The sequence below is a fragment of the Rhodocytophaga rosea genome, from assembly GCF_010119975.1.
Taxonomy (GTDB): domain Bacteria; phylum Bacteroidota; class Bacteroidia; order Cytophagales; family 172606-1; genus Rhodocytophaga; species Rhodocytophaga rosea.
In genome coordinates this window covers 2,414,905-2,427,672 of sequence record NZ_CP048222.1, presented here as the reverse complement: position 1 = coordinate 2,427,672, position 12,768 = coordinate 2,414,905, and the positions used below count along the sequence as shown (strand labels likewise).

The 12,768-nt window shown below is 41.9% G+C and carries 11 protein-coding genes; 4 read left to right on the top strand and 7 right to left on the bottom strand.

What is annotated here, in order from left to right:
* Window positions 1-175 precede the first annotated feature (175 nt).
* A complete protein-coding gene (locus GXP67_RS10165) occupies window positions 176-4,489 on the bottom strand; it encodes a M6 family metalloprotease domain-containing protein (protein ID WP_162443029.1) in 4,314 nt (1,437 codons plus the stop codon).
* A 238-nt stretch (window positions 4,490-4,727) separates the two neighbouring features.
* A complete protein-coding gene (locus tag GXP67_RS10160) occupies window positions 4,728-5,168 on the bottom strand; it encodes a hypothetical protein (protein WP_162443028.1) in 441 nt (146 codons plus the stop codon).
* Between the two features lie 152 nt (window positions 5,169-5,320).
* Between GXP67_RS10160 and GXP67_RS10155 the strand changes: the two genes are divergently transcribed.
* Window positions 5,321-5,524: a hypothetical protein gene (locus tag GXP67_RS10155; protein WP_162443027.1), complete on the top strand. Its 204-nt coding sequence runs from the start codon at window positions 5,321-5,323 to the stop codon at window positions 5,522-5,524.
* A gap of 544 nt (window positions 5,525-6,068) precedes the next feature.
* On the top strand, window positions 6,069-6,671 hold the full coding sequence (locus GXP67_RS10150; protein WP_162443026.1) for a hypothetical protein: 603 nt from the start codon (window positions 6,069-6,071) through the stop codon (window positions 6,669-6,671).
* A gap of 319 nt (window positions 6,672-6,990) precedes the next feature.
* On the opposite strand, the gene GXP67_RS10145 is transcribed toward GXP67_RS10150, so the two are convergent.
* The 3 genes from GXP67_RS10145 to GXP67_RS38250 all read right to left on the bottom strand — a co-directional run bounded on the left by GXP67_RS10145 (window position 6,991) and on the right by GXP67_RS38250 (window position 8,670).
* On the bottom strand, window positions 6,991-7,203 hold the full coding sequence (locus tag GXP67_RS10145; protein ID WP_162443025.1) for a hypothetical protein: 213 nt from the start codon (window positions 7,201-7,203) through the stop codon (window positions 6,991-6,993).
* Window positions 7,204-7,459: 256 nt separating this feature from the next.
* Window positions 7,460-7,828, bottom strand: coding sequence for a transposase (locus tag GXP67_RS10140; protein WP_162443024.1), 369 nt, complete (start codon window positions 7,826-7,828; stop codon window positions 7,460-7,462).
* Between the two features lie 701 nt (window positions 7,829-8,529).
* Window positions 8,530-8,670 carry a hypothetical protein gene (locus GXP67_RS38250; RefSeq protein WP_394351975.1) on the bottom strand — a complete coding sequence of 47 codons (141 nt, stop codon included), beginning with the start codon at window positions 8,668-8,670 and terminating at the stop codon, window positions 8,530-8,532.
* 118 nt (window positions 8,671-8,788) lie between these two features.
* Here GXP67_RS38250 and GXP67_RS10130 point away from each other — a divergent pair.
* Both GXP67_RS10130 and GXP67_RS10125 read left to right on the top strand, forming a co-directional pair.
* A protein-coding gene (locus GXP67_RS10130) for an IS3 family transposase (protein WP_232064550.1) occupies window positions 8,789-9,920 on the top strand; the annotation gives its coding sequence in 2 pieces (ribosomal slippage) (window positions 8,789-9,063 and window positions 9,062-9,920; 1,134 coding nt in all).
* Window positions 9,920-10,549, top strand: coding sequence for an IS5 family transposase (locus GXP67_RS10125; protein ID WP_162443021.1), 630 nt, complete (start codon window positions 9,920-9,922; stop codon window positions 10,547-10,549). The genes GXP67_RS10130 and GXP67_RS10125 overlap by 1 nt, the downstream gene beginning before the upstream one ends.
* Window positions 10,550-10,615: 66 nt before the next feature.
* On the opposite strand, the gene GXP67_RS10120 is transcribed toward GXP67_RS10125, so the two are convergent.
* The gene (locus tag GXP67_RS10120; protein ID WP_162443020.1) at window positions 10,616-11,593 is read right to left on the bottom strand and encodes a c-type cytochrome; all 978 of its coding nucleotides are present in this window, start codon (window positions 11,591-11,593) and stop codon (window positions 10,616-10,618) included.
* A 116-nt stretch (window positions 11,594-11,709) separates the two neighbouring features.
* Window positions 11,710-12,699 carry a carboxypeptidase-like regulatory domain-containing protein gene (locus tag GXP67_RS10115; RefSeq protein WP_162443019.1) on the bottom strand — a complete coding sequence of 330 codons (990 nt, stop codon included), beginning with the start codon at window positions 12,697-12,699 and terminating at the stop codon, window positions 11,710-11,712.
* Between the last annotated feature and the right edge of the window lie 69 nt (window positions 12,700-12,768).

The window sequence follows — 12,768 nt, the reverse complement described above, 5'->3', positions numbered from 1 at the left end:
TTAACCTAAACCTTTTAACCAGTATGAGTCTGATTTTAGCTTTAATGAAAGAAATTTAGTGGAATAACCCGTCCCCTAACGAAAAAGGTTAATTAATGTTTTTACTTCTCTTGCCAATAGCTATTGGTAGCTTTGTATGACAGGTTATGTTCGTATTTTTAACATAGAATATACATTACCTGGACAGTATAATTTTTTGATAGCTTACCTGACTAGCAGTTGATAGCTGTACCACATACAAACCTGACTTGTGTGTACCAGATGACCATTCAAATTCGTAATGCTTGCCTGCGTCCGCTTCACCATTGTATAAATGTCCTACTTCCCTTCCCTGACTATCATATACTTTCAGCATTACTTGTTCAGATTGCAATAAAGTAAAACTAACAGTTATCTTTTCAGTAAAAGGATTTGGTGCCGCTTTCAGGCTTAATTCATTAACTAACTCGCTTACCTGGGATTCAAAGGCAAGCCTGGTTGCTGGTGCAATGGATTGTCCATCGGCCAATACCTTCACCATCCAGTAATCATTTCCACCCTGGGAAGTTTGCGTTTTATCTCCGCTAACGCCAGAATCAGACCTGCCTCCTAACAAATATCCACCGTCGCTTGTTTGTAATACTGTTCTTAGTTCCTCTGCGCCAGTACCGCCAAAACGCTTATCCCACTGTTTACTGCCATTACCATCTGTTTTGACGATCCAATAGTCGCTGCTGCCCCAGCTATTCTGGCTTTTATCACCGGAAACACCTGATACTGACTTTCCTGCTAGTAAATACCCGCCATCTGTTGTTTGTATGATGGAACGTAACTCTTCGTCATCACTTCCACCAAAACGTTTATCCCATAATTTGACACCATTAGCGGCTATTTTGAGCATCCAGAAGTCTTTTCCTCCCTGGGTATCCTGACTTTTATCGCCACTTACACCGGAGGTACTAAAGCCAGCCAGGTAAAAGTAATCTGTTCCTTTGCCTATCGCATATAAGTCATCATCTCCCCCACCTCCAAAACACTTATCCCACTGTTTGCTGCCATTCCCATCTGTTCTAACAATCCAGTAATCCCTGCCTCCTTTACTGCTTTGTGACCGGTCTCCACTCTGGCTGGAAGCAGACCTGCCTGCCAGTATATACCCTCCATCTGTAGTCTCAACTACACCTTCCAGAAAGTCGTCGGCAGAGCCGCCAAAGGTTTTATCGAATTGCTTCACTCCGGATGCATTCAGCTTTACTATCCAGTAATCCTGGCCACCTTTTGCATCCTGCGTTTTGTCTCCACTGGCGGCTGAGTTGCTGTACCCACCAAGCAGGTATGCATCTGCTTCGGTCTGAATCAATGTTCGTAAATCATCTTCGCCTGAACCACCAAAACGTTTGTCCCATTGCTTTACACCGGCATTTGTAATTTTAATTACCCAGAAATCTTTTCCGCCTCTGCCAGCCTCTGTTTTATCGCCGCTGATACCCGAAGTAGAATTGCCACCGAGTAAATAGCCTCCATCAGAAGTCTGGATAGCTGTATTTAAAATGTCGGCGGCTGAACCTCCATATCGTTTATCCCAGAGTTTATTGCCTAAAACATCTGTTTTTACAATCCAGAAATCATTGTTTCCCTGGCTGGCTTCCGATTTATCTCCACTCTGGCCGGAGGCAGAATACCCACCCAACAAGTAGCCGCCATCTGAGGTTTTTATGACTACAGAGAAATTATCCGTTCCACTTCCTCCAAATCGTTTATTCCATGGATTGGCAGATGCAATAGGCCCTTCTATATGGATTGTATAGTCCTGTGTTTCTCCGTTTGTAAAGGCCTCACAAGATTGAGCGCCCGAAATGAGTGTATTGCGCCGGGAACGTACCCTCAGCCTTTTAGGGCCTGTCGAAACACCAGCTGGAATCGTAATGTTTCCAGTATACAAACCTGTACCTGCCGTTAAGGTATGATAAACAAACTCACCGACATCACCAAAGTCATAGTCATTGTTATAATCAATCCATACCCCAAAGCCTTGCCCTCTTGGTCCCGACTGTATACTGATGGGATAACTTTTCCCTTTGCTTACAGTAGTAGTGCTGGAAAGTATAGCAGGCGAATTACTATAATTCCTTTCTTTTCCATTACACCCGGAGTTGTTATTGATCAGGGTATGGAAACTAAAATCATCAATATAATCGGAGGTGCAGGCAACGGTATATATTGGTACACAGTATCCAGTCGTAATTGTATAATCTTCAGTTTCCCCAAAGCTCAGCGGCGTACATGAATTTTCAGCACTCACAATTGAATTAGCACATCTCACCCGCATTCTTTTCAAACCGGTGGTAACCTGGGAAGGAATAGTAACCGTACCTGTGAATATGCCCTGTCCAACGGTTGGAGATTTGTACACAAATTCCCCTGCATCATTAAAATCCTCATCATTGTTATAATCAATCCATACACCAAAGCTCTGAGGTCCATCTCCTGCCTGCATACTTATAGGATAACTTTGCCCGGGTAATACTTGTGTGGAATAGGAAAAAGGGCCATACGAGGGAGAATTTGAATAATTGCTTTCATTATTGCTGATGCCTGAATTAGTACGAACAAGGGTATGGAAGCTAAAATTATTTATATAATCCATATCATTTAAAGAATGAGCTACCGAATAAATAGGCACACAATATCCATCCACCGTATAATCTGTAGCGCTGGTAGCAGTGCCATCCGGAGTTGTAACTCTTATTTTCCCAGTGGTAGCACCAATGGGTACGATGGCACTTATGGTAGTGGCATTAATAATTGTGAATCGGTAGGCATTTAACAGATTAAAGCTCACAGAGGTGGCTCCCAGAAAATGATTGCCGGTAATGGTTACTATCGTGCCTGTACCTCCGGCACTGGGAACAAACCCGGAAATAACCGGAGCAGGATTTCCATAGGTAAACCAGATTTTTCCTGCCTTGTCGGCCATAATATTCTTGATGGTGATACCAGTGCTGGCGTTTGTATACGTTTTGGAGTTTGGCGTAGAAGTATTTGTAAAATTCCGGTTGATGCTGGTACCAGGATATAAATCGCCGCCATCACCCCTATTATCCAGATCCTCATTATCCAGTTGTTTTAATCCGTCTGCCTCTTCCAGGTCCACACCTTTCATATTTTCATCCGCATTAACAGTATTACTGCCCGGATATAGACTGGTTTTGTTGGTATTGATATGCCAGATAGCCAGACCACTCCCTTTCAAGGCTTCATCCAGGCCGGTACGCTGCCTGTTCTCTAACAAAAAATATTCGTTAGGCAGGGCAGTGTTTATGCGGAAAACCTGCTTACTGCTGCTGGCAGCTTCCAAAGAATAACTTCCGGCTATTATACCTAAGGGCGTAGGGGTAACCCAGCCAAGTTTAGTACGGCACCAGGCACAGAAATTACCTGGCGTCAGCTCATTGCCCAACCAGCCTGCGCCTGCCATCAACGACCATTCACCAGTGCCTTGCGAGCCGCCATTGCTATCATATAAATCTGGCAGGCCCAGATTATGGCCGAATTCATGACAAAATACGCCTATCCCTACCATGCCATTGGTGCTGAGCCTTCTTTCCGGATTGATCATATACCCATCAATCAGCACCCCATCGTAGGTTACTTCATTGCTGCGGGCAGATAAATCCCAGCGATGAGACCATATAAATTGTTGCTGGTTGCCTTCTTCTGCCCCAGGCCCGGCATGAGCTACTATAATCCCATCTACTACCCCATCTCCATCGTTGTCGTATTGCGAAAAATCTACGCCAGCTGCCTGGGCTGCATCCACTGCCTCCCGTACCAATTTGGATGCCCGCCCATCTCCATTCTGGGCGCTGTAATAATTAAAATTCTCAGAAGCGGTGTACCACCCAAATACATCGGTACTGATCGTAAGCTGGCCAAAAGAACTACTTGCATAAAAGTCCTTAAAGCTACCTGTTCCATTAAAATTCGACTGATTCATCATGTTATTGAAATTGGCTTTTGTATAGGTATTTGAAAGGTCGGGATATTTAATGAGCAGCAATAAGGCCTTTACATTTCCACTTTTCGGATACCCAATCTTCTGAGGCCCAGAAGCTGCCGGAGAAGATTTTAGAAGAGAATGATTGATATTATCCGGTGCATTGGGTTTCAAAGCCTTGGGAAGTTTTTGCAGGAATTCTATTTCTGCTGTCGTCCTATCTGCCCTGTTTCTGGCTTTCATACCGGAAGCAACCAGCCTCCCATTAGCTTTTCTGGCATATTCATATACGCCATTTTTATTCACAACCGAATAACCGTCAAGAGTTTCAGTCCAGGCATTCAGCTGGTTTCCTTTTCCGATGATAGTAACGGATGTGCCATCTGCCTGTGTAATGATGATAGGGTAAGGGGAGGCCGGACAATTAGAGATTTGTTGAGCCACAGCGGCATAACAAAGCAGTACAAAAACAAGGGTAAATGTTTTTGTACGCAAAAGGTACAAAGTCTGCATTTTTGAGATATTTATGTTGAATGGGTGATTTGTATATGCTGGCTGTTGCCAGATGGGAACATTTGTTAAAAGGTTAGGTTAAGATTTTTTACTTGGATTGTTTTAAACCTATCTTTTTCAATGGGACATAGAATAAAAAGGAAGATTTAAACAATCTGTGGAAGATAAGTTTGATGGGCAAGCACATAACTATATGCTTGTTTGTGTAACTGCCAATAGTTATGTAAAAATCGCAGGATTATTTTTTAGTTGCTTTACAAGTGCCATTGTAAGTAAGTGCACCAGTGGTTTTATAGGTAAAATTCAGCAGATTGCCGGTTAAAGTGCCGGAGCCTGATACCTGCAGGATAGCGCCATTGGTGCCATTAAAGGTTTGGGAGGGAATCGTTAGCTTGGTGCCTTCTACAATTGCCTGTACAGGCTTATTGAGCATATCGGCAAAATTAGAGATCTGCAACTGTCCGGAAACATTGGCTATCGTAATCTCATAATTATAGGTATAGCCGCTCGATGCGCTCAGGTCTTCTACCTGATAATTGCCAATAAACAAAGTCCGGGTGTCAGGGGCTTTATCTTCATCCTTCTGGCAGGAAGTAAAGGCAAATAAAAAGCTGATTACAAATAGAATGCTTGTACTAAAATGAATAAAGGAGTGAGGAAGGGTTTGGAAAAGTTTCATGGAGTTATGTTGTTTTTGTATGCCACAAAACTATAGCAACGGGAAGGGCAGGTGTTAACACAAATGGAACAAACACTACTACATTTGGAACATGTGGCTTGAAACCGTAAAAAAGGCAGAAAAAAGTATCGGCTCACATATTTCTTCGCCACATGTTCATTAGGCAATACTCCAAAAAGGTCTTTAAAGCACTTGGCAAAATAAGACATATTGCTGAAACCCACGGAAGTGGAGTAAACCACAACAATTTAGAACCACAAATTAACGCAGCAGAAGATGAGTTAGAAGGAAATGTCACCCCTAATGGTAAGTTTTTGACCTTTGGTAGAGGTGGTTATATATTGGGTAAGTGTTGAATTCATTAAAAAGTTTAGAAAGTAATATGGATTATGGAGTTTGCAATTAAACTCAAAATAGGACAACTTTCAAAGGCTTTTGAGATTAGATTAGAAGTTAAAATAACTACCCCTTTGGGTTAACTCTTAAATCTGGAGCTTTCATCAAATTTGTTTTTCTTGTCAGTATTGAAAGAACCAATTCTCACCCATTGATAGTGTTAAAAAAGAGTGAGAGGGAACACAAACTAAAATGCCCTACATTTAGCAGAACCGTTTTCTTTCTTTTTTCTGACAAATGTATCATTCTGACAAGTGTAATGTTAAGCCAAATAACTAGGTTAGGAAATTAAATCAGCTTTCTTAGAGACTAAAGCCAAAAAGCTTGTTTAAATCCAGGAACAGTAGTATATATAAGACTCCACATTTGATAAGCCTATATAAATCTTACATTCTTACAGGCGCAGCAACTCCTTTCTATGAGGCAGTAGATTTTCTTTGACTTGAAATTCTCCTATTTTGAGGCCATTATTCACTCAATTTATTTCACATATCCTAACTAGCTATGAATACACCAGTACGCATTACAGATGCTATTAAGAAAATACTTGTAGTTTTAATCCTGGGTCTAACTTTTGGAGCAGTCCATACCTATGCACAAAGCAAAGATTGGGCTGTTGGTCTTCGTTTGGGAGAACCTGCCGGCTTAAATGTGAAAAAATACTTTGGTGCAGGTAATGCTTTAGATGTCACCCTGGGAAGTTCAGGTGCTTTTTATGGGGGTACTAGCCGTGCCTACCGCTACAAAGGTTATAATGGTTACAGGCAGGCAGGAATCGCCTTAGTGGCTAATTACGAATGGCAAAAACCATTGAAAGGGGCAAAGGGAATACAATGGTATATAGGCTTGGGTGGGGCAATCAGTTCACGCCGTTTTTACTATAGCGATCGTGAGTATTATTCTAAAAATGGTAAAGTATATTACTATGGAGATTATTACTATGAAAACCAGCTAGCCATCGGGGCTACAGGCATTCTGGGTTTAGAATGGTTTATTCCTAACTCACCTATTTCCCTCAATGCAGATTTAGGCCTTTATATGGAATTGTTTCCGGCTACTGCCTGGTTTAATGCTCCTGTTGGCATTGGAGGCCGATACAATTTCTAACCCACTTATTTGTTTGTTTTACTCCTATACACCCTAGCTATGAAACACATAGCCAGGGTGTAGTTTATATAATGGCATTCTTTTGTTTCACTCACTTATTTGGGGGAACTCCATTTTTTATTTTTACCCTCTATTTAGATACTTATTCTACAGAAGGGAATGGCCTATTAGACCTCCCTCAAAAAGTGGAGGCTTGGAACAGAGCAATTTAGTATCCACATATCTGTAGCTTTCATGGTCTCACTTGGACCTGAGATAAAATCTCATTTTAGGTCTGCCCAACCCACTACTTTTCTGTCAGCTAAATCTAATATAGCCGTTAGGTATACCCATCCTTCGCCTGTTCTGATATAAGTGGACCCAAATGCAGGCTTTGTCGCAGGTCCGCATCAGACACCCATTTCTGACCGGTTGTTTGTGCAGAAAAATCTTTGTTAAGATCATTTTGGGCCACACTATACTCATGCTTAGAATCTGTCGTCTGCACCCGATATTTTCTCCGGATTATACTTTTAATGTTTGCTTTTTTCATGGATCTGCGACAGAGCCTGCCTCTGGATCCACTGAGCTACCCGTGGACGTAAGACGCGAATACCCTGTTCTGTTAATTCACTGGTAATTCTAGGGCTGCCATGGATCTCAGAGCAAGCCCTGATTGGGATCCGTGTTTTTTGCTGCTATTATATATTTTATAAATATCGGCTATTAATTCTTGTTCTTTGGCTGTTGTGGAACTGACAGGGTGTTTGAGGAAGTAATAGTATCCTCTTACACTTACTTTCATCACCTTACACATCTTTTCGATAGGAAATATCTCCCTGTGGTTTTTTATAAACCTGAATATGTCCCCTCGCTCCTGGAAAAGATGCCCACCGCCTTTTTTGGACCAGCAGACGATGTGGGCATCGGGTCCTGATATCGCGCTCCCATTGGGCCTCCTTCAACTCCTTCTGTAAGCGTTTGATTTCTAACTGTTCTGCTGTAAGAATAGGCTTCTCAACGGGAACTACATTGCTATCCTGCTCACTCTGCTGCCACTTACTTAAGCTGCCAGGATCTATCCCTAATTCTTGGGCAGCTATCTTCACTGATCCTTTAGCATAAGATAACTCTACGGCCATCTGTTTAAATGCTTGATCAAATACGTGTCTTTTCATAGTTCCAAATTTAATACATTATTAAATCTGCCTATCTTTTATCCTCCAGTCAAAGGTAGCAAGTTCAATTATCATATGCCCATTTATCTAAAGTTTTTGAGATAAATTCACTTCCATTATCAATTTGAATTTGTAGAAACACCATTTTTTATATACTCCACTACTCCTACCACATCTTCCCCTTTCAATGACTGGCCCACATAAATGGCCAGGCATTGACGACTAAAATTATAGAGCCGATGCACACTTATAGCAGGTCTATAGTTAAGGCTCTGAATTTACGCCCGTCAAATAGCTGATCAGTTACAAAATCCATGCTCTAACATTGATTGATACTAGAGACTTGTGGCCGTTCCGGCCGATGAACACAAGCTCTATTACGCTTGGGTCTTTTACTACGCAGATTCAATCCTTCTTCACGATATAGGCGGTATAACCCGTTTATGATTGTTTCTAAATCCTTCTCTTCTAAGCAGGATAAAGATGCGCCAGAAGCCATAGTGGGTGGATACGTACCTGCGCTATCTCATGCATTCTTTTTCTGACGAGGATGAATCTCTGGCCTAAGATTTATAATACCAATACCACACTGACCGGTGTAGCATTACCACTGCACATGCTCGTTTACAAGAAACTCTATACTCGTCCATCAAGCTATTGGCCAACCCTTTCAAATAAATCCGCCTTAAAGCTTTTTTGGATCAGCGACGTTGCGTCAGCATCGGATCCTCCCTACATCCTGCAGCATCTGTTTGTCTGAACTCAGGTCTGCGAAGTTCGGATACATCTAAGCTACCAAACTTTTTCTTCCAATTATAAAAGCTAGCTTCGCTGGTCCCCATTTTTCTGCATACCTCCCCAACAGCTATTCCAATATCTGCCTGGCTATAGTGTACCCCAAAAATGGGACAGATAGTTAAGATGGAAACTAATAACTTAACTATTTGAAAAATACAACTAATGGAAAACAAACGCAAGCGCTACTCAGCCGAGTTTAAGTTCAAAGTAGCTTTAGAGGCTGTTAAAGAAAGACAAACGATAAGTGAGCTGACAGCAAAGTTCGGAGTACATTCTACCCAAATAGGTCTTTGGAAAAAGCAACTTTTGCAAGAGGGGATGGAAGTCTTTAAAGAAGAAACCAAAGGGAAAAAAGAAAATCAGCAATCATTGTTAGACCGACTATACCAGCAGATTGGCCAGTTACAGGTAGAACTTGACTGGCTTAAAAAAAAATCAGGTGTGGGATAATTCTCAGAAACGATTGCTAATAGATCCGACCCATTCCGGTCTCAGTATCGCAAGGCAGTGTGAACTGCTGGGCTTACATCGTTCGGGATATTATTACCGACCTTGCGAAGAAAGTGAGGAAAACCTATTGCTAATGCGTCTGTTAGACGAACAGTACATGGACACTCCCTATTATGGCATTCGGCGAATGCAGTGGTTTCTAGGACAGAAAGGTTATCAGGTAAATCATAAGAGAGTTTCCAGATTGCTTAGGACAATGGGGTTAGAAGCAGTTTATCCTAAGCCAAACTTGAGTAAAGCAAATCCGACACATAAAATTTATCCCTACCTGTTGAGAGGAGTAAAAATAAAGCAAGTCAATCAGGTATGGAGTACAGATATCACTTATATCCCAATGGCCAAAGGATTCATGTATTTAGTAGCCGTCATGGATTGGTACTCTAGGTTTGTATTAGCCTGGCAGTTAAGCAACTCATTAGAAGTAGATTTTTGTCTGGATGCATTAGAAAGCTCTTTTCAATACGGAAAGCCACAGATTTTCAACTCAGATCAGGGATCGCAGTTTACAGCTACGGCTTTTACTGATAAGTTATCAACTAGAGACATTCGTATTTCTATGGATGGCAGAGGTAGAGCTTTAGATAATGTTTTTATTGAACGATTGTGGCGCAATGTTAAATATGAATACGTATATTTATGTGCTCCCATTAATGGAAAGGAACTTTGGTCGGGTATCGATCAATACTTTACCCGCTATAACTATCAGCGGCCACATCAGTCGTTAGATTACCTTACTCCTGCTCAGGTATATTTTCAGACCAACACAGGAAAAGTGCAAATATAGTGAGAAACTTATCCATCTTATTTCTCACCGATTGCTGTCCGAACATCAGGGTACACCTCAGGAAAAAGCGGGGCATTATTGAAGAGTTGTTAGCTTTTTTAGCAGGCAGAGAAAGAAAAAAAGCAGGCAGACAAGCCCTGCCAAGCGTGTTGGCCATTGATAGCCAAAGTGTTAAGATTATACAATTTACCAGTCAGGATAAAGGCATAGATGGCAATAAAAAAGTGAATGGCAGAAAAAGACATCTGGCTGTGGACTGTTTAGGTATCCCCTGGGCGGTGCATATTACAGCTGCTAATATATCAGACACCACAGCAGGATATGAGTTAGCAGCTAAGTTGAAGGGCAAGTCCGCCCGCCTGCATACCCTGAAAGCAGATAATGGCTACACAGAGACTTTTGTGGAAGAAGTGAAAAAACAATATGGATGGAGTGTAGAAATTGTACAAAAGCCTGAAAGCGTGAAAGGCTTTGTCCCGGCAGGGGGCCGTTGGGTAGTGGAACGTAGCTACGGATGGCTCAATTTTAAGCGTAGGTTGAGCCGTGATTTTGAAAAAAACACAGAAAGTTCGGAAGCCATGCTACAATTAGCCTTTATTGATACTCTGCTCAAAAGAAAAACCGAATAATATTTCAAAACATTCTCTTATATATGGAATATAATACCAGTTGTATTATGTTTATTGTTGATTCCTTCACTTGCTTGTTTTCTTTTCAAGCCTTATTACCCTGTTTTCAATAGGTGTAATAGAGGCCAGGTAGGCATATATAGCTTCTAAATCTGCCTCTTGTATACCTGCATACATGGTCCAGGGCATAGGGGTGTTCAGTTCACCTGGTTGTAGTTTGGGAGAAATATAACTGCTGTCCGCATAGGCTTTAAAGCGTTTTATAAAGGCTTGCTTGCTCCAACTACCAATCCCTGTTTCTTTATGCATTGTAATGTTTGCAGAACGCACAATGCCATGGGGACTAACAAATTCCATCCCACCTCCAAATTCGCTACCTTTGATCACACTTCCTTTGTCTGTTTTACTATGACAATCTACACAACCTGAGGCTGTAATCAGATATTTACCGTAACCTAGCTGATCCTGCATTGAAGGAAGCTTAGTAAAATTAGCTTTTTGGGGCATCGTATTAATCAGATAGTTCACCGGAAAATCTGCCTGGGACCTGGGAATATCTTTTTTCACCGGGGGCAGTTCACGAATGTAGGCAATAATGCTGTAGATATCTTCCTGATCTAACTGGCCAAACCGGTGATAGGCCATTAATGGAAATAAAGCCCTTCCTTCTTTCGTAACCCCGGTCGTAATGGCCCTGAAAATTTCCCCGTCGCTCCATTCGCCCAGGGCATAAGGAGTAATATTAGGTGCATAGAATACACCTGGAAATCCCATTTGCTGGTCAAATTTTTCTCCACCCCCGCCAAAATGAGCAGCTATTGGACCAGCAAAAAGATTCCAGTCTCTCTTGCTGTGGCAATCCATACATACGGCTACATGGTTTGCCAGGTATTTGCCCCGCTCTAGCCGTACAGGGGTACGTTCAATAGTAATATCCGGTGCGGGTCCTGTATCTGGTAAAGCGGTTTTTACATAAATGCCTGCTGCTACCACTATTAGTATCAAGGCAGCTACTGCAATAGCGGTTATTTTAAATATTTTCACTGGTATGAGATAGTTAATGTAAATGATTTTCTTAGCCAATAAACCTCAGCAATGGAATCAAAAGCGTCATTGCAATAATGTCTATCTGGTTTAGACTTCCTGATTAGGCAGGTTGGTTAGGGCAACTCCAGCTCTATTTGTGTACCCTCCCAATTGCCACTATGGGCAGGCACCATTTGGGGCGTTCGCTGAACAACTGGCGTAAAAAGAATACTGGCAGTACCTACCGCTTCAGATGGTTTTAAGCCAAAAGCAGGATAATAGCCGGCATAGGTACCCACTTCGCGCATTTTCAATGCTCTGCCATCGGTAAGTTTTGCCTGGATGGAATATGTTCCTACCGGTATATTTACAATGTTCAATTCAGAATAGCCAATCTTTTTAAAAATCCTGAAAGACTTATTTTCTCCATACAAGCCTGGCTCTTCTGGGGTAAGCAGCAACTCAATTTCACCATCCGGAGGCAAATAGTTAGGTCTGTTATTATCCCAGTCTACCTGGTAATCGAGGTTGATAGCGCCTCCATAATAAGTAGTGGAATGGCCTGGATGCTGAGTAGCATTATCTTTATTGCCAATACCATAGGATTGAAGAATAAAATTTTCTACACTCCCGGTTTCGGAAGCAAACCCGGATGTGTTATCATCTGCCGGACACAACCCTACCACCGCTCTTCCCTGTCCGTAATCAATGGTATAGCCAGTGGCATAATACTGTACGGCTCCGATAGGAAGATCTATTTCATAATAGCCTTTTTCATTTGTTTCTGCGGAAGCCCCACTATATGAACCACCTATTACCGTGACCCGAACACCTATATAGGCTCCCTTTAAAGGTTTGCCACTTAGATCTGCCACATACCCACGAAGCACTCCTTTTTTTATAGGTAAGGCAGGGAAATTTGGGCTGCGAGGCTCGGCATTACCCATTACATTGACATAAAATTCGTTTCCGCTCAGATGAAATGTAGCTTCTCCATTTACTACTGGAAGTGGAGGCTGGCTGCCCCAGGCAGGATCTTCCGGATTATCAGGATTGGCTGTTGTAGACTCTGTTTTGCAGCTATAGAATAGTAAAGCTGCCATAAGTAATACTCTGGTAATCATAGTATAAAAAAATATATGGATATTTTTTACGATAGAAATCAGCTTGCACAGGGAGGCAGCTCAAGAAGA